The organism is Streptomyces clavifer, from assembly GCF_036345975.1.
In the GTDB taxonomy this organism is placed as follows: Bacteria; Actinomycetota; Actinomycetes; order Streptomycetales; family Streptomycetaceae; genus Streptomyces; species Streptomyces clavifer.
Genome location: NZ_CP107793.1, coordinates 3,540,311 through 3,565,184, shown reverse-complemented (window position 1 = coordinate 3,565,184; position 24,874 = coordinate 3,540,311). Strand labels below are relative to the sequence as shown.

At 71.8% G+C, this 24,874-nt stretch carries 23 protein-coding genes; 14 read left to right on the top strand and 9 right to left on the bottom strand.

The genetic code is table 11. The annotated features are described in order from the left end of the window. The first annotated feature begins 59 nt into the window (after positions 1-59). From OG927_RS15350 to OG927_RS15340, 3 genes are read left to right on the top strand one after another with little or no spacing between them, the layout of a single operon-like run. Positions 60-1,373, top strand: a complete 1,314-nt coding sequence (locus OG927_RS15350; RefSeq protein ID WP_056793327.1) for a sensor histidine kinase — start codon at positions 60-62, stop codon at positions 1,371-1,373. Next, positions 1,370-2,038, top strand: a complete 669-nt coding sequence (locus OG927_RS15345; RefSeq protein WP_056793328.1) for a response regulator — start codon at positions 1,370-1,372, stop codon at positions 2,036-2,038. Before OG927_RS15350 ends, OG927_RS15345 begins: the two co-directional genes overlap by 4 nt. Positions 2,039-2,047: 9 nt before the next feature. Further along, a complete protein-coding gene (locus OG927_RS15340) occupies positions 2,048-3,253 on the top strand; it encodes a cytochrome P450 (protein ID WP_319105774.1) in 1,206 nt (401 codons plus the stop codon). On the opposite strand, the gene OG927_RS15335 is transcribed toward OG927_RS15340, so the two are convergent. Together OG927_RS15335 and OG927_RS15330 are read right to left on the bottom strand one after the other, a co-directional pair. Continuing rightward, positions 3,236-3,619 carry a hypothetical protein gene (locus OG927_RS15335; RefSeq protein ID WP_206431802.1) on the bottom strand — a complete coding sequence of 128 codons (384 nt, stop codon included), beginning with the start codon at positions 3,617-3,619 and terminating at the stop codon, positions 3,236-3,238. The two genes, OG927_RS15340 and OG927_RS15335, sit on opposite strands and share 18 nt — an antisense overlap. A gap of 109 nt (positions 3,620-3,728) precedes the next feature. Continuing rightward, positions 3,729-4,580, bottom strand: a complete 852-nt coding sequence (locus OG927_RS15330) for a diacylglycerol kinase family protein (RefSeq protein WP_056793330.1) — start codon at positions 4,578-4,580, stop codon at positions 3,729-3,731. Between the two features lie 186 nt (positions 4,581-4,766). On the opposite strand from OG927_RS15330, the gene OG927_RS15325 reads away from it, so the two are divergent. Then, positions 4,767-6,050, top strand: a complete 1,284-nt coding sequence (locus OG927_RS15325; RefSeq protein ID WP_056793331.1) for an adenylosuccinate synthase — start codon at positions 4,767-4,769, stop codon at positions 6,048-6,050. Positions 6,051-6,117: 67 nt separating this feature from the next. On the opposite strand, the gene OG927_RS15320 is transcribed toward OG927_RS15325, so the two are convergent. Both OG927_RS15320 and OG927_RS15315 read right to left on the bottom strand, forming a co-directional pair. Continuing rightward, positions 6,118-8,328, bottom strand: coding sequence for a serine/threonine-protein kinase (locus OG927_RS15320; RefSeq protein ID WP_330320312.1), 2,211 nt, complete (start codon positions 8,326-8,328; stop codon positions 6,118-6,120). A gap of 159 nt (positions 8,329-8,487) precedes the next feature. After that, positions 8,488-10,017: a substrate-binding domain-containing protein gene (locus tag OG927_RS15315; RefSeq protein WP_056793333.1), complete on the bottom strand. Its 1,530-nt coding sequence runs from the start codon at positions 10,015-10,017 to the stop codon at positions 8,488-8,490. A gap of 264 nt (positions 10,018-10,281) precedes the next feature. Here OG927_RS15315 and OG927_RS15310 point away from each other — a divergent pair, with 264 nt between their 5' ends. Both OG927_RS15310 and OG927_RS15305 read left to right on the top strand, forming a co-directional pair. Then, positions 10,282-11,169, top strand: coding sequence for a glycoside hydrolase family 19 protein (locus OG927_RS15310; protein WP_330320311.1), 888 nt, complete (start codon positions 10,282-10,284; stop codon positions 11,167-11,169). A 99-nt stretch (positions 11,170-11,268) separates the two neighbouring features. Beyond that, positions 11,269-11,769, top strand: coding sequence for a hypothetical protein (locus tag OG927_RS15305; RefSeq protein WP_330320310.1), 501 nt, complete (start codon positions 11,269-11,271; stop codon positions 11,767-11,769). A 12-nt stretch (positions 11,770-11,781) separates the two neighbouring features. Here OG927_RS15305 and dnaN read toward each other — a convergent pair whose 3' ends face one another. The 4 genes from dnaN to OG927_RS15285 form a co-directional block, all read right to left on the bottom strand. Further along, a complete protein-coding gene (gene dnaN / locus OG927_RS15300) occupies positions 11,782-12,903 on the bottom strand; it encodes a DNA polymerase III subunit beta (RefSeq protein ID WP_330320309.1) in 1,122 nt (373 codons plus the stop codon). A 125-nt stretch (positions 12,904-13,028) separates the two neighbouring features. After that, positions 13,029-14,792 carry a serine/threonine-protein kinase gene (locus OG927_RS15295; RefSeq protein ID WP_330320308.1) on the bottom strand — a complete coding sequence of 588 codons (1,764 nt, stop codon included), beginning with the start codon at positions 14,790-14,792 and terminating at the stop codon, positions 13,029-13,031. A gap of 158 nt (positions 14,793-14,950) precedes the next feature. Continuing rightward, positions 14,951-15,400, bottom strand: a complete 450-nt coding sequence (locus tag OG927_RS15290; protein WP_124281961.1) for a MarR family winged helix-turn-helix transcriptional regulator — start codon at positions 15,398-15,400, stop codon at positions 14,951-14,953. Further along, complete coding sequence (locus tag OG927_RS15285; protein ID WP_124281962.1) at positions 15,397-16,008, bottom strand: DJ-1/PfpI family protein; 612 nt, start codon at positions 16,006-16,008, stop codon at positions 15,397-15,399. The genes OG927_RS15290 and OG927_RS15285 overlap by 4 nt, the downstream gene beginning before the upstream one ends. A gap of 186 nt (positions 16,009-16,194) precedes the next feature. On the opposite strand from OG927_RS15285, the gene OG927_RS15280 reads away from it, so the two are divergent. From OG927_RS15280 to OG927_RS15270, 3 genes are all read left to right on the top strand, one after another. Further along, positions 16,195-17,568, top strand: coding sequence for an aspartate aminotransferase family protein (locus OG927_RS15280; RefSeq protein ID WP_330320307.1), 1,374 nt, complete (start codon positions 16,195-16,197; stop codon positions 17,566-17,568). A 70-nt stretch (positions 17,569-17,638) separates the two neighbouring features. Continuing rightward, entirely contained in the window at positions 17,639-18,352 is a 714-nt protein-coding gene (locus OG927_RS15275; RefSeq protein WP_330320306.1) for a GntR family transcriptional regulator, read from the top strand. Between the two features lie 157 nt (positions 18,353-18,509). Next, positions 18,510-19,160 (top strand): hypothetical protein, encoded by a 651-nt coding sequence (locus tag OG927_RS15270; protein WP_056793341.1) that lies wholly within the window; start codon positions 18,510-18,512, stop codon positions 19,158-19,160. Positions 19,161-19,318: 158 nt separating this feature from the next. On the opposite strand, the gene OG927_RS15265 is transcribed toward OG927_RS15270, so the two are convergent. Further along, the gene (locus tag OG927_RS15265; protein ID WP_056793342.1) at positions 19,319-20,116 is read right to left on the bottom strand and encodes an SLATT domain-containing protein; all 798 of its coding nucleotides are present in this window, start codon (positions 20,114-20,116) and stop codon (positions 19,319-19,321) included. Between the two features lie 370 nt (positions 20,117-20,486). Between OG927_RS15265 and OG927_RS15260 the strand changes: the two genes are divergently transcribed. The 5 genes from OG927_RS15260 (at position 20,487) to OG927_RS15240 (ending at position 24,794) form a co-directional block, all read left to right on the top strand. After that, entirely contained in the window at positions 20,487-20,822 is a 336-nt protein-coding gene (locus OG927_RS15260) for a YbaB/EbfC family nucleoid-associated protein (protein ID WP_079099585.1), read from the top strand. 76 nt (positions 20,823-20,898) lie between these two features. Further along, positions 20,899-21,498, top strand: a complete 600-nt coding sequence (gene recR / locus OG927_RS15255) for a recombination mediator RecR (protein WP_031090791.1) — start codon at positions 20,899-20,901, stop codon at positions 21,496-21,498. Positions 21,499-21,584: 86 nt separating this feature from the next. After that, complete coding sequence (locus tag OG927_RS15250) at positions 21,585-22,244, top strand: DUF5063 domain-containing protein (RefSeq protein WP_330320305.1); 660 nt, start codon at positions 21,585-21,587, stop codon at positions 22,242-22,244. A 217-nt stretch (positions 22,245-22,461) separates the two neighbouring features. Next, on the top strand, positions 22,462-23,733 hold the full coding sequence (locus tag OG927_RS15245) for an aspartate kinase (RefSeq protein ID WP_056793345.1): 1,272 nt from the start codon (positions 22,462-22,464) through the stop codon (positions 23,731-23,733). After that, complete coding sequence (locus OG927_RS15240; RefSeq protein WP_056793346.1) at positions 23,730-24,794, top strand: aspartate-semialdehyde dehydrogenase; 1,065 nt, start codon at positions 23,730-23,732, stop codon at positions 24,792-24,794. Before OG927_RS15245 ends, OG927_RS15240 begins: the two co-directional genes overlap by 4 nt. The last annotated feature ends 80 nt before the right edge of the window (positions 24,795-24,874 follow it).

Sequence of the window (24,874 nt, the reverse complement as noted above, 5' to 3'; positions counted from 1 at the left end):
GTCCAGGATCCGTATCACTGCTGACGACCCCGGCCGCCGGGCCCCCTACCGTGGAGAGCGTGACCGAGACCAAGACCAGAAGCCCCGAGTTCCGGCTGGCCGCAGGGGCGATAGACGGCCTGCGGCAGGACCTCTTCCACCACGCTTTCGACTACCGGCCGCTGGCGCCGCTGGGCACGGACGGCCCGGTGATGCGCCGGCTCCCGAAGCCGATCCGGACGCGGGCCGTCTGGTTCCCGCACGCGGTGGTGGCCGCGGTCGCGCTGATCGCGCTGCTGGACGGCGTCTTCGCGGCGAACAGCTACTCGCCGTTCGGGATCGCGACCCTCATCACCGCCTTCCTGCCGGCCGCCACGTTGCTGATGACGCTGCACCGCCCCGTTCTCGCCTTCTGGGTGTCGATCGCCTCCACCCCGGTGATGGCCGTCGTGGGCAGCGGGGACTGGCCGTGGGCGCCGAACGCCTTCGTGTGCCACCTGGGTGTCCTGGTCGTCGTCGCGGCACGGACCAGGCCGCGCACCGCCGCCTGGATGTGGGTGATCACCCTGCTCCCCGGCACCTTCATGGACGCCGTCGGCCCCTACAACCCCTCTTCGACCAATGGCGGCATGGCCTTCACGTCCGCGCTCGCCCTGCTCGTCGTGACGGTCGTGCAGACCCGTCGCGAGGCCGAGCGGGAGGTGACCGTGCAGCGCACCGTCACCGCCGTCGAGCGAGACCGGCGCACGCTCCTGGAGGAGCGCACCACCATCGCGCGTGAGCTGCACGACGTCGTCGCCCACCACATGTCCGTCGTCGCGATCCAGGCCGAGGCCGCCCCGTACCGGGTGGAGAATCCGCCGCCCGAGCTGGAGCAGGCGTTCGTCACGATCCGGGAGAACGCCGTCGCCGCGCTCACCGAGCTGCGCCGCGTCCTCGGAGTCGTACGGGCGGAGGACTACGAGGTGCCGGACGCCCCGCAGCCCACCCTGGCCGAGATCGACCGGCTGCTGTCCAACGTGCGGGAGACCGGGCTGGAGACGGAGAAGACGGTCACCGGGGCGGTGCGGGAGCTTCCGCAGGGCGTCGAGCTGTCGGCGTACCGGATCGTCCAGGAGGCGCTCAGCAACACGCTCCGGCACGCACCCGGCGCGTCCGCCAAGGTGGACATCGGGTACGTGCTCGGCGGGCTGGGGCTGCGCATCGTCAACGGACCCGCGCGCGGGTTCGTCAAACCCTCGCAGGGGGCCGGTCACGGGATCACGGGGATGCGGGAGCGGGTGCAGATGCTGAACGGCGAGATGACGGCCGGGACGACGGAGGACGGCGGCTACGAGGTCGCCGTGTTCCTGCCCGTGCCCGCGGTGCACGACGGTGCGGAGGCGGGGGCATGAGCGAGTCCGCCATCCGCGTGCTGATCGTCGACGACCAGATGATGGTCCGCGAGGGGTTCTCCGTACTGCTCAACGCGATGCCCGGCATCGAGGTCGTCGGCGAGGCCGTCGACGGCCGGCAGGCCGTGTCGCAGGTGGCCGCCCTGCGGCCCGACGTGGTGCTGATGGACATCCGGATGCCGGAGCTCAACGGCATCGAGGCCACCCGTGAGATCGTCGCCGCCGACGCGGACGCCAAGGTGCTCGTCCTGACCACCTTCGACCTCGACGAGTACGTGTACCAGGCGCTGCGGGCCGGGGCCTCCGGCTTCCTCCTGAAGGACGCGTCGGCGCGTCAGCTCGCCGACGGGGTAAGGGTGGTGGCGTCCGGGGAGGCACTGCTCGCACCGACCGTGACCCGGCGGCTGATCACCGAGTTCTCCAAGCTCGCCGAGGCGCCCCGGCCGCCCGCCATGGCCCGGATCGGTGATCTCACCGAGCGGGAGACGGAGGTCCTCGTGCTGATCGCCCAGGGGCTGTCGAACCTGGAGATCGCCTCCCACCTGGTCGTCGCCGAGTCCACCATCAAGACACATGTGAGCCGCATCCTGGTGAAGCTCGGGCTGCGCGACCGGACCCAGGCTGCCGTGTTCGCCTACGAGGCCCGGCTGGTCACGCCCGGGTAGCGTCGGTCCATGCACGTGTCCTTCGACCCCTGGTCCCCGGCGTTCGTCGCCGACCCGTACCCCGCCTACGCCGCGCTGCGCGCCACCGGCAGGGCGCACTACTTCGAGCCGACCCGGCAGTGGCTGATCCCGCACTACGCCGAGGTGTCCGGGCTGCTGCGCGACCGGCGGCTGGGCCGGACGTATCTGCACCGCTTCACCCACGACGAGTTCGGCCTCGCCGCCCCGCCCGCCGCCCACGAGCCGTTCCACACGCTCAACGGACAGGGGATCCTCGACCTGGAGGCCCCCGACCACACCCGGATCAGGCGGCTGGTCGCCAAGGCATTCACCCCGCGCAGGGTCGAGGCGCTCGGGCCGGCCGTGGAGCGGCTGGCCGCCGGGCTCGTCGGCGAGTTCGTCGCGGCGGGCGGCGGCGACCTCCTCGCCGCGGTCGCCGAGCCGCTGCCCGTGGCGGTCATCGCCGAGATGCTCGGGGTCCCGGAGTCCGACCGGGCGCTGCTGCGGCCCTGGTCGGCGGCGATCTGCGGGATGTTCGAGCTGAACCCCCCGGAGGAGGCGGCGCGGGCCGCCGTACAGGCGTCGGTCGAGTTCTCCGCGTACCTCCGCGGGCTGATCGGCGCACGGCGGGCCGATCCCGGAACGGATCTGATCTCCGCGCTCATCGCCGCCCACGACGAGGGCGACCGGCTGACCGAGCAGGAGATCATCTCCACGTGCGTCCTGCTGCTGAACGCCGGCCACGAGGCCACGGTCAACGCCACCGTCAACGGCTGGTGGACGCTCTTCCGGCACCCGGAGCAGCTGGCCGCTCTGCGCGCCGACCACGGACTGCTGCCGACCGCGGTGGAGGAACTCCTGCGGTACGACACCCCGGTGCCGATGTTCGCGCGCTGGGTCCTGGACGACATCGAGGTCGACGGCACCGTCATTCCGCGTGGTTCGCAGGTCGCCCTGCTCTTCGGGTCGGCCAACCGTGATCCGGAGCGCTTCGCCGACGCCGCGGCGCTGGACCTGTCCCGTGAGGACAACCCGCACATCTCGTTCGGGGCGGGCATCCACTACTGCCTCGGAGCGCCGCTGGCCCGCCTCGAGCTGGCGGCCTCGTTCGGCGAGCTGCTGCGCAGGGCGCCCGGTATGCGGCTGGTCGCGGAGCCGGAGTGGAATCCGGGGTACGTGATCCGCGGGCTGCGGGGACTACAGGTGCAGATCTGAGCCGACGCTCCCGGAGAGCCGCACGGTGCCGAGGTCCGGGTTCGCCCAGGAGTGCAGCCCCCACGCGGACAGGGCGAGCACCCCGGCCGCGCACACCGCCGCGGCCGGGACCCGGGCCCCCGCCGGCCCGCGCCCTTTCAGCAGGCGCAGCGCCAGGAGCCAGGCCGCCGAGGGGACGAGGGCACCCGCCAGGAGGACGAGGGGCAGCTCCGTCCACAGGACGGAGAGGTCCCGGCCCGCCCCCTCGAAGCCGCCGCCCATGTGCCGGTCGGTGCGCCGGGAGGCGCTCCACACGAGCAGCGCCGTGACCGCCCCGGCCAGGGCGAGCCCGCAGCCGCCGTAACCTGCCGTGTCCCGTTGGTCCATGCTCACCAGGACGTGGCCCCGGCCGGCTCCGGTTCCCGTCGCCCGATGCCGGCCGGCGGGCATCCTCCGGCCGGCGCGGCCCCGGTGCCGGGCCGGTCACGCCACCGGGTCAGCCGGCTGCCGGGAGTACCAGCCCCCACGCCCCCGCCCGCACCGTCCAGGTGCGCGTCCGGACCGGACCGGCGACCTGTATGTCCGCCCGGTAGCGGAAGTCGGGGCCGGACACCGTGACCGCCTTGGCCTCGGCCGTCACCGTCTTGCCGGACGAGGTGTGGATCACCACGTCCGCCAGGCCCCCGTCCCCCTGCGTGGTCACCGAGACTCCCTCGACCGGCCGGTCCAGGTCGTTGAGCAGGACCCCGTCCGTCTCCACCCGCAGCCGGTGCGCGCGCGGAGGGGAGGAGGGGGAAGGCGGGGCGGGCCGGACCAGGGCGGCCATCAGGGTGCGGCAGGTGTCCCAGACCGCGGTGACGCCCGAGTGGTGCGCGCCCGCACCCGGGGCCGGGGTGAGGGCGGGGATGCGCAGGTCGCCCAGCACGACCCCGTCGCTGTCGTCGACCAGCAGGTCCAGCCGGCGCGCGGTCCCGTCCAGGGCCGTGCGCGCCGCCGCCACCGCGCCCCGGGGGACGCCGAGTGCGTGGGCGAGCTCCAGCGTGTGGGCCGCACCGACCGGAATCAGCGACAGCACGCCGTCGGCGAGCTCCCGCTCCCGGTGGAGCTGGGCCACGGCGCGCAGCAGCGCGTGGTCGTCGCCGACGACCACGGGCCGTCGGCCGCCTCGGCGGGAAAGGGCCCGGGCGAACTCGTCCGGGCCGTCCGGAAGGCAGATCTTGGCATGCGCGCCGGCGCTCAGCACGTCCTTCGCGATGCGCACGGACTCGCCGTCGTAGCGGCGGGCAAGGGGGTCGATGAGTACGAGTAGCTGGTGGTCGCCGTCGCCGGGGGGCTCTGCAGCCGACACCTCGGTCCTTCCTCGGGTAGCATCTTGGTGCAAGAGCCCCTTGCGCTATTGCGCCAGGGGCTTCGTCAATTCCGGGGCACCCGGTTCGACGGCTCAGGCTTTGTCGTACATCGTCGTACGGCAGGTACGACCTTTACGTACGCCCCCTGACCTTGGACATGCCCCGCCCGGAAGGGGTGTACGCCTGTGCCCGCACTTGTGCTGCTCGGTGCTCAGTGGGGTGACGAGGGCAAGGGGAAGGCCACCGACCTCCTCGGTGGATCCGTGGACTATGTGGTGCGTTACCAGGGCGGCAACAACGCCGGCCACACGGTTGTCGTAGGCGACCAGAAGTACGCACTGCATCTCCTCCCCTCCGGAATCCTGTCGCCGGGGTGTACCCCGGTCATCGGTAACGGTGTCGTGGTGGACCCGGCGGTCCTGCTCTCCGAGCTGAGTGGTCTGAACGAGCGGGGCGTCGACACGTCCAAGCTCCTGATCAGCGGCAACGCTCATTTGATCACCCCTTACAACGTCACCGTCGACAAGGTGTCGGAACGCTTCCTCGGGAAGCGCAAGATCGGTACGACCGGCCGCGGCATCGGCCCGACGTACGCCGACAAGATCAACCGGGTCGGCATCCGCGTCCAGGACCTCTACGACGAGTCGATCCTCACGCAGAAGGTCGAAGCGGCGCTGGAGCAGAAGAACCAGCTCCTGGCCAAGGTCTTCAACCGGCGCGCGATCGAGTCGGAGAAGATCGTCGAGGAGATGCTCCAGTACGCGGAGCAGATCAAGCCGTACGTCGCCGACACGACGCTGATCCTGAACGACGCCATCGACGAGGGCAAGGTCGTCCTCTTCGAGGGCGGTCAGGGCACTCTGCTGGACGTCGATCACGGCACGTACCCCTTCGTCACCTCGTCGAACCCGACCGCGGGCGGCGCCTGCACCGGATCCGGCGTGGGCCCGACGAAGATCAGCCGGGTCATCGGCATCCTCAAGGCCTACACCACGCGCGTCGGTGCCGGACCCTTCCCGACCGAACTTCTCGACGAGGACGGCGAGGCACTGCGCCGGATCGGCGGCGAGCGAGGGGTCACCACCGGCCGCGACCGCCGCTGCGGCTGGTTCGACGCCCCGATCGCGCGGTACGCGACCCGGGTCAACGGCCTCACCGACTTCTTCCTCACCAAGCTGGACGTGCTGACCGGCTGGGAGCAGATCCCGGTGTGCGTGGCGTACGAGATCGACGGCAAGCGCGTCGAGGAGCTCCCGTACAACCAGAGCGACTTCCACCACGCGAAGCCGATCTACGAGAACCTCCCCGGCTGGTCCGAGGACATCACGAAGGCCAAGACCTTCGACGACCTTCCGAAGAACGCGAAGGCGTACGTGAAGGCGCTGGAGGAGATGTCCGGCGCCCCGATCTCCGCGATCGGTGTCGGCCCCGGCCGCACCGAGACCATCGAGATCAACTCCTTCCTGTAGGACGTCACGCGTGAGGCCCCCGGCAGCAGCTGCTGCCGGGGGCCTCACGCGTCGGGGCCGTCCGGGGTCAGCCGGTGCGCCGGTAGGTGGACGGCGCGTCCTCCTCGTCCGAATCCGCCCAGCTGAGGGACAGGCCGTCGGCGCCCTTCATCTGCACCGTGCGGGTCCCGTCGCTCTCGCACTTGTCCTCGGGCTCCGCCGCGGTCACGGCTTGCGGGCCGAGCCGCAGTTCCTTGCTGTTCGCGTGGACGAGGACGCTCTCCATCTCGCAGTGGTAGGAGGGTCCGTCGCTGGTGTAAGCGGCGACCACCTCGCCGTACGCGCCCTGGCTCAGCTTCAGGGTGGAACTGTCGGGGGACGGCGAGCCGCCCGTCCCGACGTACTCCCACGTCCCGAGGAACCCTGCGGGGATGGGGGTGGCGTTCTCCACGCTCTTGGTGAGGACCGCCGTCTCGCCGTCGTCGTCCGTCCAGACGAGCGTGCCGTTGTCCGCCGCACGGACCGTCTGACGCCCCCCGTCGGAGCACGCCTCCTCGGGGACGCTGTTGACGACCCTGGACTCCAGGACCATCAGGTTGTCGAAGGAGACCAGCTCGGCGGCGCCGGTGCACAGCTCGTCGTCGAAGGAGTTGAACGTCGCGGCGACATCGGCGCCCACGCCGCCCTGGGTGATGGTGATGCGGCGGAAGGAGACGGGGCGCTGCTCGCTGTCCTTGCCCGGCCCTTCCCAGGTGCCCAGGTACGCCTCGCCGATCACGCCCTCGACGGCGGCGGACGGGTCGGCGGAGGCCTGCGAGGGGGAGGCGTCGTCCGTGGCCTGGTCCGTGGACGGCTTCCCGCTCGGCGCCGAGGAGCTGGGAGAGCCCGCGTTCGCTCCCTTGCCGTCCGAGGCGTCCGAACCGTCGCGCATGGTCGCGTAGGTGATCCCGCCCGCGAGCAGGGCGACGGCGGCGACCGCCGCGGTGACGATCAGCGCGGTGCGTCGCGGCTTCCCGCCGTCCGGCCGGGTGCCGTCGGGCCGGGTGCCGTCGGGCCGGGTACCGGCCTGCGGGCCCAGGTCCGCGAGGGGCGCGCCGAAGACGCCCAGCTGCGCGGGTGCGGCGGGCGGGGCCGGTGCGAGCCCCGGCGGCGAGGCCGCTGGAGCTGGAGTGGGCTCCGGGCCGGTGAGCGGCACCGTGCGAGGCGGGGGCGCCGACGCGGAGAAGGCTCCGGCAGGGGGTGCGGCCGGGGGTGTGGGCGCTGCGGACGGCAGGGGGGTCGGCGGGGCCGCCGGGAGCGGCGGCGTGGACCCGGTCGGCCGGGGCGCCGCGGTCGGCGGCGGAGGCGTCGCGCCCGGGGGCGGCCCGGCGGGCCGGGCCGGGGCCCGCTGCTCCGGTCCGTCGGAGTCCAGCAGCTCGGCGGCCTTGCGGCCGAGCTCGGCGATCAGCGCGCCCGGCAGCCACGGCTCGGTGTCCTGGGACACCTCCTCCGTACGGGCCACGACCTCCGCCGGAGTGGGGCGGTCGGCCGGGTCCTTCGCCAGACAGGCGTCCACCAGCTCTATGAGGCCGGCCGGGAGTCCGGTCAGGTCGGGCTCCTCCTGGGCGATCCGGTACATCACCGCGTGCATGCCGCTCTCCGAGGAGCCGAACGGATGCCGGCGCGTACCGGCGAACGCCAGCACCGATCCCAGCGAGAAGACGTCGCTGACGGGCGTGAGCGTCTCGCCGCGCACCTGCTCGGGGGACATGTAGCCGGGCGACCCGATCACCGCGCCGGTCCGGGTCAGCTTGCCGTCGGCGGTCACCGCGTCCAGGGCCCTGGCGATCCCGAAGTCGATGACGCGTGGCCCGTCGATGGTCACCAGGACGTTGGCGGGCTTGAGGTCACGGTGGATCAGCCCGGCGGTGTGGACCGCCGTGAGTGCCTGGGCGAGCCGGTGGGCGAGGATGCGCACCGAGCGTTCCGGCAGCGGTTCGGTCCGTCCGGCGAGCACCGCGTGCAGGGACGGGCCGGGAACGTAGGCGGTGGCGACCCAGGGGGCCGGGGCGTCGGTGTCCGCGTCCAGCACCGCCGCGGTCCACAGCCCGCCGACCCGGCGGGCCGCCGCGATCTCCTGCGCGAAGCGCCTGCGGAATTCGGGTTCGGTGGCGAGCTCGGAGCGTACGAGCTTCACGGCGACGGTCCGCCCGCCGGTCGAACGCGCGAGGAACACCTCGCCCATGCCACCCGCGCCCAGGCGGGCGAGCAGACGGTACGGTCCGATGTGTGACGGGTCGTCATGTGTCAGCTGATCCACCACCGGATCCTCGCACAGAGGCATCTGCCCGGGCGCGGGGTGGGCACGCTGTGGTGCAGTTCCGTTACGCGCCAGGTACGCGTGCGCGCGGGGCCGGATGCGGGACCCGGGGGGCCGCGCCTGTCGTGGGGCGGCGAACTCCCGCGCCCCCGGGGGCGATCAGTCCCCGGCGCACAGCCGCAGCCCCTCCGGGGAGGCGCACGGCAGGTGGCCGTGCTCGCGCATGATGCCCTGGCCGCCGCCGTGCCTCAGGTAGTCCAGGAAGCCGGCGGCGGGCGAACCGGCCGGCGGACGGCCGTACGTGTAGGCGTACTCGGTCTCCCGGAACGGGTACGGCGACGAGCCGATGGTCTCGATGGAGGGGGTGGTCCCGTCGATGGCCAGCTGGTGGAGTCCCTTCGTGTCCCTGCCCCCGCGCAGTTCGCCGTAGCCGATCGCGCCGCTGACCGAGGCGACCGTGGACAGGACCTCCTCCGTGCCGTCGAGCTCGCAGCGGATGTAGGGGACGTCCGGCGCGCTCCTGGTGGTGCAGTCGCGGGACGAGAAGGGGGGTTCGCCGCTCCCCAGCACCCGGCGTCCGAACACCTCGCGGGTGCCGGAGCCGGCGTCCCTGCTGATCAGCTTGATCGTCAGATCGGGGCCGCCGACCTCCTGCCAGTTGAGGATCTCGCCGCGGTAGATCCTCCGGATGGTGCCGAGGCGCAGGTCCCGCACCGGGACGTCGTCGTTGACCACCAGATGGAAGAGCGAGAGGCCGATGGGCGTGGCGCTCAGCTCCGTGTACGCCTCGGGCCTCACCCCGTCGGAGAGGGCGACGGTGGCGCGCGCCCGCCCGGGCTTCGACCCCTCGCCGGCGAGCCGGCGCAGGCCTTCGGCGCTGCCGCTCGCGCGCACCTCGATCCGGACGTCCTCGCACTTGTGCTCCAGCTCCCTCTCCGTCGCCTCCAGGACCGGGGCGAATGCCGTGGAGCCGGTGACCGTCAGGCTGCCCGGGGCGCACTCGATCGGCGGCGGGGGAGTGTTCCGCACGAGGATGATCGAGGCGAGCGTGACGACGCAGAGCGTCAGGGCCACCGTGATGATCCTGGCGGAGCGGCTGAAGACCGGAGGCTTCTCGTCCGGTCGCAGCGCCTGGTTCGGGGACACCTCGCCGTCCCGGATGCCGCCCGTCACCCTGATCGGGCTCCCCACGGTCGCGCCGGTCAGTAGGACCAGGAGCTTGACGTGCTCGTTGCGGTTGAGCGGGACGCGCGGCAGCCGTATGTAGGCACCCGTGTGCCGCAGTCCGGCCGCCGGGGTGAAGTGGTCCATCAGGTGGTCGGCGCCGGGGGAGTGGGTGACGGCGACGCCGCGGACGGTACGGCCGGTGAACTCGGCCGTGAGGCCGTGCGGCTGGTCGCCGCGTCCGGTGTAGTCGTCGTGGGCGATCGACTGCGAACCGTCGTTCTCGATGCGGAGCAGGACGAGCGTGGCGTCGGCCATGTCCGGGGTCTCGCTGAAGAGTCCGAGCCGCACGTTGGCGCGGCCCTGGCTGACGCCGCTGCCGATCGGGGTGTCCATCTGGACGCGGTAGCCGATGCGTCTGCGACGGGGGACCCGGCGTTCGTACCAGAGCACGCCGGCGGAGGTCGCCACGCCCAGCGCGGCGGTGAGGACGGCGATGACGTTCTCGGGTTCGAACCACGCCATGGCTGCTCGCGCTCCCTCGGGCGTGCGGTGGACCGGTTCGCGCCACCGTACGGCGCCGCGGCCAGGGCTGGGCCGACTGCCGGATTCCTTGCGGTGAAGTTCGCCCGGCGTTCAACAAGGGTGTTCTCAGGGGTAGTTGAAAGCGGACTGGGCGGTACCGATTTCTGGTCTAGACCTTGACAGGTCCAGACCATCGACGGTTGAGTGGCGGTACCCCCATGGCGGCGCACGCTCATGCCGGCGCCGCACCGAAGGAGTGATCACGTGATCAAACGTGTCATGAGCCTGATAACCGCGCTGGGCGCGATCGTCGCCACACTCGTCTTCCTCCCCGCCACCACGGCCTCGGCTGCCGCGTGCGCCCCGGCGTGGAACTCCTCCGCCGTCTACTGGGGCGGAGGCGCGGCCTCGTACAACGGGCACAACTGGTCAGCGAAGTGGTGGACGCAGAACGAGGCCCCGGGCACGGCCGACGTCTGGGCCGACCAGGGCAGCTGCGGCTCCGGCACCGACCCGGGCCAGCCGGACCCCTCGGGCTTCGTGGTCAGCGAGTCCCAGTTCAACCAGATGTTCCCGAGCCGGAACTCGTTCTACACGTACAGCGGTCTCACCGCGGCCCTGAGCGCCTACCCGGGCTTCGCCAAGACCGGCAGCGACACGGTCAAGAAGCAGGAGGCGGCGGCGTTCCTCGCCAACGTCCACCACGAGACCGGCGGACTGGTCCACATCGTGGAGCAGAACACCGCCAACTACCCGCACTACTGCGACAGCAGCCAGTCCTACGGCTGCCCGGCCGGCCAGGCCGCCTACTACGGCCGCGGCCCGATCCAGCTCAGCTGGAACTTCAACTACAAGGCCGCCGGTGACGCCCTCGGCATCGACCTCCTGGGCAACCCCTGGCAGGTGCAGCAGAACGCGGCCATCGCCTGGAAGACCGGCCTGTGGTACTGGAACACCCAGTCCGGCCCCGGCACCATGACGCCTCACAACGCGATGGTCAACAGCGCCGGATTCGGCCAGACGATCCGCTCGATCAACGGCAGCATCGAGTGCAACGGCGGCAACCCCGCCCAGGTCCAGAGCCGCATCGACAAGTACAAGGCGTTCGTCCAGCTCCTCGGTACGACGCCCGGCTCGAACCTGAGCTGCTGAACTCGGCCCCACCCCGAGGAACGGGGGGCGTACCCGGCTCCGGCCCGGTACGCCCCCCGATTCGTCGCCCGGGGCGGGCGGTTGGCAGGATCACCCGTCATGACCACCGACAACGGCAGCACACCGTCCGCGGACACCGAGGGCGGGCTGGCCCGGATCGAGAGCCTCCTCGCCCTGCCCTTCCCGGCCGGGGAGGAGAGCGAGGACAGCGGAGTACGCAGCAGCGGCCCCGGCCACCACCTGCTGATCCTGCGGGCGAGCCAGGACTTCTGGGACGACCGGTCCACGGAACGCGTCGAGCCGGCCGAGCAGGAGATCGAGGCCGAGTTCAGCGCCCTGGCCACCGCGTTGACCGAACGCTGGGGCGAGCCCGCGACCGTCGATCTCTGGCCGTACCTGGAGGAGGACGCGGAGGGGGTGCCCGCGCCCGAACCGATGGGTCAGCTCAGCAACCTGGCGGGCAGCATGCAGGTCTGGCGCCCGTCGCCGGACGCACCGCAGGCCGGGGGCCGGTGGGTCGGGCTGGCCGTGGGCCAGGCCGACCCTGAGTTCCCCATCTGGCTGCTCGCCGCCGTCGGGGAGACGGCGATCCTGCCGTGAGGGCGGCGCCGGTCAGAGCAGCGCGGGTTTCACGGACATCAGCAGGTGCTGGTGGGTGGGGGCGCCCTCCCCGCTCTCCCCGCCCGTGATCATCGCGCGCTGTCCCGGCCCCATGAGGCTCATCCGGACCGTCGGCTCCTCGAAGGACGACAGGGCGTCCATGAGGTACGCGGGGTTGAAGGCCACCGTCATCTCCCCGGCGCCCTCCCATGCGGCAGGCAGTCGCTGGGAGGCGATGTCGTCCTCGTAGCCGGCCTGCAGCAGCACCGAGCCGTCCGGACCCGGGGCGAAGGTCATCTGCAGCGGACTGCCGCCGTCCGCGACGACGGAGACGCGCTTGACGGCCTCCACGAGCCGGGCCCGGTCCAGCACCGCGACCGTGGGGCCCGCCAGGGCGAACAGTTTGTCGTGGCGCGGCAGCCGGCCGTCCAGGAGACGGACCGTCGTGCGCATCCCGCCGTGCTCGAAGCCGGCCGAGCCCGCGTCCAGGGCGACGCTGACCGGCCCCGAGCGTCCCAACGAGCGTGCGATCTCGGCGAGTCGGCGGGCCGACACCACGACGTCGGCCGTCGCGTCGGACGCCGCGGCCCGCCACGGCAGGGTACGCACGGCGAAGCGGTACCGGTCGGTGGCCGCCAGCGTCATGGTGGAGCCGTCGAGCCCGATCCGGACCCCGGTGAGCGTCGGCAGGGTGTCGTCGCGTCCCGCGGCCACGGTGACGTGGGCGACCGCCGCGGCGAACTCGGCGGCGTCCACCAGCCCGCGGACCTCCGGCAGCGGCGGCAGCGCGGGATAGTCGTCGAGGGGCAGCACCGAGAGCCCGAACCGTGCGCCGTCCCCCGCCACCGTGAACCGGGAGTCCTCCACCGCGCACTCCACCGGCCCGTCGGGCAGCACCTTGCAGATGTCCAGCAACCGGCGCCCCATGACCAGCACCTTGCCGGACCGGGCGGTGTGCGCCTCCACCTGGATGCGGGCCGAGGCCTCGAAGTCCAGCCCGGAGACGAGCAGTCGGCCGTCGGAGGCGTCGAGCAGCAGCCCGCCCAGTACGGGAACGGGCGACCGGGCCGGCAGCACCCGGGCTGCCCAGGCCACGGCATCGGTCAGTGCGCCACGCTCCATACGGAATTCCACGACAGGGGCCTCTCGTCGGCGAACGACACGGTCGGGATTCACGCTATGCGGCACCACTGACATCGGCGGCCGACGGCAGCGACCACCCCGGGGGCGCACCCTCCGGCGGGCCGCACGGCCTGGGGTCAGCCCGTCTTCTCGTAGGTCAGGCTCTCGCCCGAGTCGGTGATCTGGCGGCGCAGGGAGCCGTCGGGCAGCAGGGTCAGGACGGTGGGCCGGCCGGGGGTGCACGAGGTCATGGGTTCACCGACCGTCACCTCGGAGGAGCCGATGCGGACGGGGGCGCCTGCGGAGGGTTCGGACTCCAAGGGTGCCTGGAACACGCAGTGGTACGAGCCTCCGTTGTCGAGCGGACCGTCGGCGGTGAGGGACATGACCGCGTCGCCCACCCCGCCCTGCTGGATGACGAGCCTGCGGGTGGTCTGTCCTGCGCCGCCCTCGATGGTGGCGGACCAGGTGCCCAGGTAGTCGTCGGGAACGGCGCCCGCGCCGTTCTTCTGTTCGGAAGAGGCCGTGCCGGAGGGGGATCCCGACCCGGTCGGCGCGCTCGTGGTGTGCCCGTCGCCGTCCCCCATGAAGGTGTAGACCGACCAGCCGGCCCCGATCGCGACGAGCAGGGCGACCGAGACCAGGAGCACGGTCGAGCCCGTGCGGCGGCGGCGCGGCGCGGCGGGGGGAACAGGGAAGGGGGGCGTGCCGTACGGGGAGGTGGGCCCGTAGCCGTTGCCGTATCCCGGGGCGGGCTGCGGCGGATAGCCGTAGGAGGGCGGCCGGGGTCCGGTCGGGACGGGCTGCTGTCCCTGCGCGGTGCCGGGCGGTTGCTGAGCTGACCCCGGCGCCTGTGGGGCAGCCGGGAAATATGGGGCGGCGGGTGTGTGCGGGGCTGCCGGGGTCCGGACGGCGGGCTGGTGCGGCCCCGCCACAGGCCCCTGCTCCGGCCCCTGCTCCGGTCCCTCCTCCGGGTCCTCGGAATCCAGCAGTTCCACCGCGTGCCGGCCGAGCTGGGCGATCAGCGCACCGGGCAGCCAGGGCTCCGTGGTGCCGTGCTCGCCCAGCCGCTCCATGACGGCGTCCGCCGACGGCCGCGCCTCCGGATCCTTGGCCAGGCAGTCCCGGATCAGCCCGACCAGGTCCACGGGTACACCGGTCAGGTCCGGTTCCTCCTGCGCGATCCGGAACATCAGCGCGTGGACCCCGCTGTCCGCCGAGCCGAACGGCATCCGGCCGGTGGCCGCGTACGCGAGTACGGCACCGAGGCAGAACACGTCGCACGCCGTCGTCACCCGCTCGCCGCGCACCTGCTCGGGGGCCATGAAGCCGGGCGAACCGATGAGCGCGCCGGTACGGGTGAGACCGCCGTCGGCCACCGTGTCCAGCGCCCGGGCTATGCCGAAGTCGATGACCCGCGGCCCGTCGATCGTCATCAGCACGTTGGACGGCTTCAGGTCACGGTGGATCAGCCCGGCGCGGTGGATGTCCTGGAGGGCGCCCGCGAGACCGGCTCCCAGGATGCGGACGGAGCGTTCGGGAAGCGGACCGTACGCCCCCGACTCGGACACCGGGGCGCCCGGACGGCCCGAGACGATCTGCTGCAGCGCCGGGCCGGCGACGTACCCCGTGGCCACCCATGGCACCGCGGCCTCGGTGTCGGCGTCGAGCACCGGCGCGGTCCAGGCGCCCCCGACCCGGCGGGCGGCCTGCACCTCGGCCCGGAAACGGTCACGGAACTGCTGCTCCGCCGCGAGCTCGGGACGGACCAGTTTGATGGCGACGGTGCGGCCGCGGTCGGAGCGCGCCAGGAAGACCTGGCCCATTCCCCCCGCACCGAGGTGTCCCAACAGGCGGTAGCTCCCGATGCGTTGCGGATCGCCGGAACCCAGCTTCTCCATCTGTTCCCTTCCCGAGCGGCCGTGGCAGACCGTGGTCGAGAATAGCGGCGGCCACCGCTGCGGGACGGGCCCGCACCCCTCGGCCGGGGTCCGCTCCCTCCTCTGCCGGGGCCCACGTGCTTCTCGGCCTTCGGGCAGTCGTCATGACGGCCCGTTTGTCACGCCTCGTCGGTCACGGCCTCCATCGCCGCGGAGAGCCGCTCCAGCACCCGTACCGTCTCCGCGAACCGCTCCTCGCCCAACTCCGCTGCCAGCCGCGCCGCGAGCTCCGCGTGACCCGGGCCGATCCGGGCCACCGCCGCCCGCCCCTCCTCGGTGGGCCGGAGCAGCTTGGCCCGCCGGTGGGCCGGGTTCGCCAGGTACTCCGCGAGGCCCTTGTCCACCAGCAGGTCCGCGATCCGCTGCACGCTCTGCCGGGTGATCCCCATCGCGCGGGCGATTCCCGACACCGGGAGCGGCTCGGCCAGGACCGCGCCGAGCACCTGCCACCACGCGGCCGTGAGCCCGGCCGGCTTCGCCAGTTCCTCCGCCACGGACAGGAACTGGCCGTTGAGCCGGAACACCCCGAGGGCCGTGCGGCTGAAGTGGTCCTGCTGCGCCCCGCTCATCCCTGGAGCACCTCGTACGCGCTCGCGTCCGAGTCGTGGAAGAGCCGGTACCACGCGTCCAGCTTCTGTGGCCCGTACACCCCGAGCAGCCCGAGGATCTCGCGGGCGAAGGCCACGGGCTCGGTCGGTCCGGCCGTGATCAGCGCCCCGGCCCCCGGTCCGCCGGCATCCGTCACGGCGTCGGCATCGGTGTAGTGCGGGCCGCCCGCGTACCCCGTGGCGGCCAGGTAGAAGGACACGGCTCCCGTGTGCACCCGGTCGTCGAGCAGCCCCTCGCGGGCCAGCCCCGCCGTCGCCCCGCAGATGGCCGCCACCGGGACCCCCGCGTCCAGGAAGGCGCGGGCGGTGCGGGCGAACGGGGCGAGGGTGTCGCCGGTGTCCCAGAGGGAGGCGCCGGTGAGGACGAGCAGCGCGCTGTCCTCGGGGCGCAGGTCGTCGAGCGCGAGGTCGGGCAGCACACGCGTCCCGCCCATGGTGGTGACGGGCCCGGTGGTGGGTCCGACGGTCCGCACGGTGTGGCCCTGCTGGTTGAGATGCGCGGTCGCGAAGCCCGGCTCCCAGTCGGCGAAGGTGTCGTAGACGGCCAGATGGACGGTCGTGCCGGTCATGGTGACCTCCGGAGGGAGTGTGCGGAGCCCGACGGCGGGGCTCACATGACAGAAGGCTGTCATTAAGGCAGCATGCTGTCAACTGCTGCGGGGTCCGAGCGGGACCCGACACCCTGCCGAGAGCGGCACCCCAGGGCATACACAGTGGCCATGGAGCACCGTCGGCCGGACGCCTACGCTCGCCGCATGACCCCTCGTGCCCCTCGCGCCCCGTACGTAGACTCCGCCGCAGGCGCGGCCGTGAAGGCCGCCGACCGTGCGCACGTGTTCCACTCCTGGTCCGCCCAGGGCCTGATCGACCCGCTCGCCGTCGCCGGCGCCGAGGGGGCGTACTTCTGGGACTACGACGGCAACCGCTACCTGGACTTCACCAGCGGCCTCGTCTTCACCAACATCGGCTACCAGCACCCCACGGTCGTCGCCGCGATCCAGGAGCAGGCGGGCAGGCTCACCACCTTCGCGCCCGCGTTCGCCGTCGAGGCGCGCTCGGAGGCCGCACGTCTCATCGCCGAGCGCACCCCCGGCGACCTGGACAAGATCTTCTTCACCAACGGCGGTGCGGAGGCCGTCGAGAACGCCGTCCGGCTGGCCCGGCTGCACACCGGCCGCACGAAGGTGCTCTCCGCCTACCGCTCGTACCACGGTGCCACCTCCACCGCGATCAACCTCACCGGGGATCCGCGCCGTTGGGCGTCCGACAACGGCTCCGCGGGTGTCGTCCGCTTCTGGGCGCCGTTCCTCTACCGCTCGCCGTTCCACGCGCAGACCGAGGCCGAGGAGTGCGCCCGCGCGCTGCAGCACCTGGAGGGCACCCTCGTCTTCGAGGGCCCGTCCACCGTCGCCGCCGTCATCCTGGAGACCATCCCCGGCACCGCGGGCATCATGACCCCGCCGCCGGGCTACCTCGCGGGCGTCCGGGAGATCTGCGACCGGTACGGGATCGTGTTCGTCCTGGACGAGGTGATGGCCGGATTCGGGCGCACCGGCGCGTGGTTCGCGGCCGACCACCACGACGTCGTGCCGGACCTGCTGACGTTCGCGAAGGGCGTCAACTCCGGATACGTGCCGCTCGGCGGCGTCGCGATCAGCGCCGAGATCGCCGCCACCTTCGAGACCCGCCCCTACCCCGGCGGGCTCACCTACTCCGGCCACCCGCTGGCCTGCGCGGCGGCCGTCGCGACGATCAACGTGATGGAGGACGAGAAGATCGTCGAGAGCGCCGCGCACCTCGGTGAACACGTCCTCGGGCCCGGCCTCCGCGAACTCGCCGAACGCCACCCCTCGGTCGGCGAGGTCCGCGGCCTCGGCGCGTTCTGGGCGCTGGAGCTGGTCCGGAACAGGGAGACCCGCGAACCGCTGGTCCCGTACAACGCGACCGGCGAGGCCAACGCCCCGATGGCCGCGTTCGGAGCGGCCTGCAGGAGGAACGGCCTCTGGCCCTTCATCAACATGAACCGCACCCACGCGGTCCCCGCCTGCAACGTCACCGAGGCCGAGGCCCGGGAGGGCCTCGCGGCCCTGGACGCGGCGCTCTCGGTGGCCGACGAGCACACCGTGTAGAACGCGCGGGACGGGACGCCCCCGCCGGTCGGTCTAAGGTGACCGGAGCCGAGAACCGGGAGGGGCGTTCATGGGTGCGAGCGGAGGTGTGACCCGCAGTACGCTGCGGCAGCAGATCGCCGACGCGCTGCGTGACGAGGTGCTCGCGGGGCGTCTCCGGCCGCACGTCGAGTTCACCGTCAAGCAGATCGCCGAGCAGTACGGGGTGTCCGCGACGCCCGTGCGCGAGGCGCTGTTCGACCTCTCCGCGCAGGGCCTCCTCGAATCCGACCAGCACCGGGGCTTCCGGGTCCGCGCGTTCACCGTCGCCGACTACCGGTCCATGGTGGAGGCGCGCGCCCTGGTCATAGACGGGGTGTTCCGCGGAATCGTCGGCGGCCCGGCCTCGGCGTCCGAGCTGCTCGCCACCCACCACGCCGCCATGGCCTCCGTGCGGCGCCGGGCCGAGGAGGCCGCCCGCGCGGCCCGTTGCGGCGACCTCGACATCCTCATCGGTTACGACCTGCGGTTCTGGCGGGAGCTCGGCGTGATCGCGGGCAACACCTACATCACCGACTTCCTGCACCGGCTGCGGGTGCAGGCGTGGGTCTTCGCGGTCCCGTACCTGCGGGGGGACGCCGACGTCCAGGAATGGCTGTGGAACGGCCACCAGAAGCTCGTCGAGGCGATCACGGCCGCCGACCGCACCGCGGTGCGGTCGGTGCTGGACGACTACTACCGGCACGGGCTGAACTGGGCGGACCGGCTGGCCGCGGGCAACCCCCCGCACCCGGGCCACGACTGACCCGCCCACCGCCCGGCGGGCACGGGGCGGTGCCTGCTCGGCACCCGGGCGGTGACCGGCCCGTACAGCCGGTGGCCGCCCCGCACCCTGTGCGCGGGGTCCCGGCCGCATTACGCTGTCCCGACCATCGAACGAAACCGTTGGAGAGCGAGACTTCGTGGCCTGTGACCTGTGGCTGGTCCCCCTCGTCGATGTGCTGTGCCACAGCCCCGACAACCCCTTCGCCGAAGAGATCGCCGTCTACGACAAGGCGCTGGGTGAGGCGGGTCTGCCGCCCGTTCCCGTCTACGCCTACATGCCCGGCCTCACCGGGGACGTCGCCCCGGTCGCGGGCTTCGACTACGACGCCCTGCACTTCCTGCGCCGCGCCTACCTGCTCCAGCTGAGCGGGCTCGCCGTCACGCCCGTCGACGCACTGGGCGGGGACTACGAGCAGCTGCTGGAGATGTTCGAGCAGAGCGCGCAGCAGTCGCACCTGGTCTGGCACTACGACCATGCCGGGGCCTATGTCCCGCTGGACTTCCCCGCCCCGCTCTCCGACGACCAGCTGCTCGCGGGCGGCGGTCCGCTGGGCTCCTCGCACGGGCTGCTGCGGGAACTGGAGTTCGTCGGCCCGGCCATCGGCATCGACCCGGCCAACCCGCCGGCGGCCCCGCTGCCGCCCATCGGTCCGACCACGCTGGAGGAGCCGGCCGGTCCGATCCCGCACGACGAGAGCCCGTTCGCCCGCGAGCGGCACGTCTGGCTGGGCCTGCACGCGGCGGCCACGCGCAGCCTCGCCCAGGGCTCGATGATCATCTTCAGCTGAACCGCCGGGAGCCGTCCCGGGCGCCGTGCGCCGGGGCGGACCCCGGCGGCATGCCGTCGGGCGGCTCCCGGCGGCACGTGCCGGGCCGCTCACCGCGGCATGCACCCGGGTGGCTCACGTCGAAGGCCGGACAGCAGCAGGGAGAGGCCGGGCGGTGCTCAGCGGGGCGACTCCGGCGGCCGTTGCCGGGGCATGTTGGGCCGGGTCACCGAGGGCATGGTGAGCCGGGTCTGGCCCCCCTGCTCGGGCCGGCCGCCGACGCCGCCCGACACCAGCGACTGCATCCCCATGGGGGCGGGCCCGGCGCGGAACTCCACCATCCAGTCCGCCGTCTCCATGCGCACGAGCTCGGTGATGTCCTCCGAGAACCGGCGCAGCACCCCCAGGCACCGCTCCGCGGCCTCGCTGGCCGTGCCCTCGGTCGGCCCGAGCATCTCCCGTACGCACTCCGACGCCCAGTCGAACTGCAGCACCTGGAGGCGCCGCTGCACGGCCTGTGCCGTCGCGAGGTTCCTTATCCAGCCCGAGGTCAGTCCGAAGTACCGGTCGCACGCCATGCAGGCGGCGCCCAGCAGCAACGACAGATAGCCCCAGCCGGCCGACCCGTGCAACTCCCCGGTCAGATCGAGCAGCGGAAGGGCCGCGCCCGTGATCACCCCGGCCGCCGTGCCGACCCGCAGCAGCCGGGCCACGCGCCGCTTCCGGATCCGGTCGTGCAGATACCAGTCGGTGGTCTGCAGGGCGCCCGCCTCGACCCAGCGGTAGAGCTCGTCGAGCCGTTCGGCGGGTTCGCCCCAGTCGCCGAGGGGGAAGGCGCGACCGGTCAGGTCCCGGGGGGCCGAACCGCCGCGCGAACCGGACCGATCAGTTCCGGTTCCTGCACCGGATCCCGCGCCGGGCTCCTTGCGGTGCGGCCCGTCGGGCGGCCCCTCGGGCTGCATCTCCGGCTGACTCACCGGGGCACTCCTCTGCACTCTGGGTTCGGCGCGTATCGGCGCATGACTACGCGGATCGGCATGGCTCTCCGACATGGGCGGGGCGGGATCCGGCATATGACCAGGGCCCCACCCGTGTAACTCTGCGTTACCTGAGATGTACGTGGACGTACGGATGCGCCTGCTCTTCCTACCGCCGAATGGTTGGCCGCGGGGTCGAAATCGCGGGATTCCCGGGTGTGCAGGGCCTCTGGTCAGGTATAGGAGCACGACAGGTGCTTTCTGAAACTCACCCGAAAGAGTTGGTCCCCGGCGGGTGGGGCGTGGCGTCCGGTGAACACGTAGGCTCGGCGTACCGAAACAATCCGTTGTCGAAATGCCAGGAGTGACCGTGATTCCCGGTGGTGGCCAGCCCAACATGCAGCAGCTGCTCCAGCAGGCCCAGAAGATGCAGCAGGATCTCGCCGAGGCCCAGGAGGAGCTGGCCGGGACCGAGGTCGAGGGACAGGCGGGCGGCGGGCTCGTCAAAGCCACCGTGACCGGTTCCGGTGACCTCCGCGCCCTGGTCATCGACCCCAGGGCGGTGGACCCGGAGGACACCGAGACGCTCGCCGACCTCGTGGTCGCCGCGGTGCAGGCGGCGAACGAGAACGCGCAGCAGCTCCAGCAGCAGAAGCTGGGCCCGCTGGCCCAGGGGCTGGGCGGCATGCCCGGCCTGCCCTTCTGACGCACCGACCTCAGAGACCTATGGCTACCCGTGCGTACCGGCTACGGTACGAGCAGGAATAAGGAAAGGCGTTCCGTTGTACGAAGGCGTGGTTCAGGAGCTCATCGACGAACTGGGCAGACTGCCCGGCGTCGGCCCCAAGAGCGCCCAGCGGATCGCCTTCCACATCCTGCAGGCCGAGCCCACCGACGTACGCCGCCTCGCCCATGCCCTCCTGGAGGTCAAGGACAAGGTCCGGTTCTGCGAGATCTGCGGCAATGTCGCCCAGCAGGAGCAGTGCGGGATCTGCCGGGACGCGCGGCGGGACCGGACGGTCATCTGCGTGGTCGAGGAGCCCAAGGACGTCGTCGCGATCGAGCGGACCCGCGAGTTCCGGGGCCGCTACCACGTGCTCGGCGGCGCGATCAGCCCGATCGAGGGCGTCGGCCCCGACGACCTGCGCATCAGGGAGCTGCTGGCACGGCTCGCGGACGGCTCCATCACGGAACTGATCCTGGCGACGGACCCCAACCTGGAGGGCGAGGCCACGGCGACGTACCTCGCCCGGATGGTGAAGCCGATGGGCCTGCGGGTGACCCGGCTGGCCAGCGGCCTGCCGGTGGGCGGTGACCTGGAGTACGCGGACGAGGTCACGCTCGGCCGCGCGTTCGAGGGGCGGCGGCTGCTCGATGTGTGACCTGGCACTTGATCTCGGCTTTACGTTCGGCGACGTTATGTTCTACCCACCGTTCGCGACCGTCGTGCCCACGGGAGGTCCCCTCGATGTCTGACGCCACGCTGAACTCCGTCACGCAGGATCCGGACGATTTCGCGGTCCAGGTCGCGGACCAGATCAAGACGTTCATCGTCGCGGTCAGTGAGGTCTCCAAGGCCCGTGAGCCCGAAGAGGCCGTCCCCGTCCTGCTCCTCCAGGTCTCCCAGCTGCTGCTGGCCGGCGGAAGGCTCGGCGCGTACGAGGACATCCTTCCGGACGAGCGCTACGAGCCCGATCTGGGCCCCGAGCCGGACGCCGACGGCCTGCGCGAGCGTTTCGCCGCGCTCCTGGAGCCGATCGACGTCTACTCCGAGGTCTTCGACCCGTACGAGCCCCGCAAACCCCCCGTGCCGCACCGCATCTCGGACGACCTGGCCGACCTGGTCACGGACCTCGGCCACGGGCTGGCCCACTACGAGGCGGGCCGCACGGCGGAGGCCATGTGGTGGTGGCAGTTCTCGTACTTCTCCAACTGGGGCTCCACCGCGTCGGCGGCCCTGCGCGCCCTCCAGTCCCTGATCGCCCACATCCGGCTGAACCAGCCCCTCCAGGAGCTCGACGGCCTGGACACGGACCAGGACCCGGGCGACGGCGACCTGGCCGAGGAGGCGGGCCGTGTGATGGCCGAGGAGATCGCGGGACCGCTCGGCCTGCGGCCGGTCACCTAGGGACTGCCGTCCCGATCGGACCGATGGTGCGGGCTGTGTCGTGGGACACAAAGCGCGTGCGGGGCGGGCCAGTGGGCAACAGCCCCGTACGAGCAGTCCGGGGCGACACGCCGGACCACGTGGTGGGCGGGACATCTCACCATCTGGTAACGACGGGTCGATTCCGCACTGCTCGTTAAACTGAGCCGACCGCACCATTATTGAGCGAGGAGCGCACGTGGGCCTTGTCGTGCAGAAGTACGGAGGCTCCTCCGTAGCCGATGCCGAAGGCATCAAGCGCGTCGCCAAGCGAATCGTCGATGCCAAGAAGAACGGCAACCAGGTGGTTGTCGTGGTGTCCGCGATGGGCGACACGACGGACGAGTTGATCGATCTCGCCGAGCAGGTATCCCCGATGCCTGCCGGGCGTGAGTTCGACATGCTGCTGACCGCCGGAGAGCGGATCTCCATGGCCCTGCTGGCGATGGCGATCAAGAACCTGGGCCACGAGGCCCAGTCCTTCACGGGCAGCCAGGCCGGTGTCATCACCGACTCGGTCCACAACAAAGCGCGGATCATCGATGTCACGCCGGGCCGTATCCGGACCTCGATCGACGAGGGCAACATCGCCATCGTCGCCGGGTTCCAGGGTGTGAGCCAGGAGGGCAAGAACATCACCACCCTCGGCCGCGGCGGGTCCGACACCACCGCGGTCGCACTGGCCGCGGCGCTGGACGCCGAGGTCTGTGAGATCTACACCGATGTGGACGGTGTCTTCACCGCCGACCCCCGGGTCGTGAAGAAGGCCCAGAAGATCGACTGGATCTCCTTCGAGGACATGCTGGAGCTGGCCGCGTCCGGTTCCAAGGTGCTGCTGCACCGCTGCGTCGAGTACGCACGCCGCTACAACATTCCGATCCACGTCCGCTCGTCCTTCTCCGGACTGCGCGGCACCTGGGTCAGCAACGAGCCGCAAGGGGACCAGCAGGTGGAGCACGCCATCATCTCCGGAGTCGCCCACGACGTCTCCGAGGCCAAGGTCACGGTCGTCGGCGTGCCGGACAAGCCCGGCGAGGCCGCGGCGATCTTCCGCGCGATCGCGGACGCGGAGATCAACATGGACATGGTGGTGCAGAACGTCTCCGCCGCGTCGACCGGTCTGACCGACATCACGTTCACGCTCCCCAAGGCGGAGGGCCGCAAGGCCATCGACGCCCTGGAGCGGAACCGGGCGGGCATCGGTTTCGAGTCGCTGCGCTACGACGACCAGATCGCGAAGATCTCCCTGGTCGGTGCGGGCATGAAGACCAACCCGGGCGTCACGGCGAGCTTCTTCGAGGCGCTGTCCGACGTCGGTGTGAACATCGAGCTGATCTCGACGTCCGAGATCCGCATCTCGGTGGTCACCCGGGTCGACGACGTCAACGAGGCCGTGCGCGCCGTGCACACCGCCTTCGGCCTCGACAGCGACTCCGACGAGGCCGTCGTCTACGGGGGCACCGGCCGATGACCCACCGCCGCCCTTCGCTCGCGGTCGTGGGAGCGACCGGGGCGATCGGTGGCGTCATGCTCCAGATCCTTTCGCAGCACGCGGATGTCTGGGGCGAGGTGAGACTGATCGCCTCCCCGCGTGCGGCCGGCCGCAAGCTGGTCGTGCGCGGTGAGGAGACCGAGGTCCTCGCGCTCGGCGAGGACGTGTTCGACGACGTGGACGTGGCCCTGTTCCTGGTGCCGGACGAGGTGTCCGCACAGTGGGTGCCGGTCGCCGCGTCGAAGGGCGTCGTCGTCATCGACGACTCCGCGGCGTTCCGCCTGGACGACGACGTGCCCCTGGTCGTCCCCGAGATCAACCCCCATGCCGTGCGGCTCAGACCTCGCGGCATCGTCGCGTCCCCGAACTGCACCACGCTGTCGCTGATCGTCGCTGTCGGCGCGCTGCACGCGGAATTCGGGCTGCGGGAGCTGATCGTCTCGTCCTACCAGGCGGTCAGCGGCGTGGGCCGCGACGGCGTCGCCGCACTGCGCGAGCAGCTGTCGCTGGTGGCCGGTACGGAGTTGGGCACGCGGCCCGGAGACGTACGCCGGGCGCTGGGCGACGCGGAGAGCGGTCCCTTCGCCGCTCCTGTCGCTCTGAACGTCGTGCCCTGGGCCGGCGACGACGCGGGGGACGGCTGGTCCACCGAGGAGCTGGCCATCCGCGCGGAGTGCCGGAAGGTCCTGGGCCTCCCGGAGCTCAAGGTCACGGCGACCTGTGTGTACGTACCCGTCGTCGCGACGCACTCCATGTCCGTCCACGCCCGCTTCGAGAACGAGGTGACCGTGGAGCGCGCGCACGAGATCCTGGCGACCGCCCCCGGAGTGGTGCTCTTCGACGATCCGGCGGCCGGTGACTTCCCCACGCCGTCCGATGTCGTGGGTACGGACCCGACCTGGGTGGGGCGGGTGCGGCGGTCGATGGACGATCCGTACGCCGTCGAGATGTTCATCTGCGGAGATAATCTCCGAAAAGGTGCAGCTCTGAATGTCGCCGAGATCGCTGAATCCGTAGCGGGAGAATTCTCTCGGGTTTGATCGAACTTGTTTTGTAGGATCTGTGTATGCCCTGTGGGGAACTCGCTGGTCGGCCCCTCTTGAGCTGGGCCGTTGCCATA

What these genes read in the sequence shown, in the direction of transcription:
- OG927_RS15280 (WP_330320307.1), top strand. Translation starts at nt 16,195, where the DNA reads ATGACCCCTCGTGCCCCTCGCGCCCCGTACGTAGACTCCGCCGCAGGC.
- OG927_RS15275 (WP_330320306.1), top strand. Translation starts at nt 17,639, where the DNA reads ATGGGTGCGAGCGGAGGTGTGACCCGCAGTACGCTGCGGCAGCAGATC.
- OG927_RS15240 (WP_056793346.1), top strand. Translation starts at nt 23,730, where the DNA reads ATGACCCACCGCCGCCCTTCGCTCGCGGTCGTGGGAGCGACCGGGGCG.
- OG927_RS15315 (WP_056793333.1), bottom strand. Translation starts at nt 10,017, where the DNA reads ATGGCGTGGTTCGAACCCGAGAACGTCATCGCCGTCCTCACCGCCGCG.
- OG927_RS15335 (WP_206431802.1), bottom strand. Translation starts at nt 3,619, where the DNA reads ATGGACCAACGGGACACGGCAGGTTACGGCGGCTGCGGGCTCGCCCTG.
- OG927_RS15305 (WP_330320310.1), top strand. Translation starts at nt 11,269, where the DNA reads ATGACCACCGACAACGGCAGCACACCGTCCGCGGACACCGAGGGCGGG.
- OG927_RS15345 (WP_056793328.1), top strand. Translation starts at nt 1,370, where the DNA reads ATGAGCGAGTCCGCCATCCGCGTGCTGATCGTCGACGACCAGATGATG.
- OG927_RS15285 (WP_124281962.1), bottom strand. Translation starts at nt 16,008, where the DNA reads ATGACCGGCACGACCGTCCATCTGGCCGTCTACGACACCTTCGCCGAC.
- OG927_RS15295 (WP_330320308.1), bottom strand. Translation starts at nt 14,792, where the DNA reads ATGGAGAAGCTGGGTTCCGGCGATCCGCAACGCATCGGGAGCTACCGC.
- OG927_RS15250 (WP_330320305.1), top strand. Translation starts at nt 21,585, where the DNA reads ATGTCTGACGCCACGCTGAACTCCGTCACGCAGGATCCGGACGATTTC.
- OG927_RS15290 (WP_124281961.1), bottom strand. Translation starts at nt 15,400, where the DNA reads ATGAGCGGGGCGCAGCAGGACCACTTCAGCCGCACGGCCCTCGGGGTG.
- OG927_RS15340 (WP_319105774.1), top strand. Translation starts at nt 2,048, where the DNA reads ATGCACGTGTCCTTCGACCCCTGGTCCCCGGCGTTCGTCGCCGACCCG.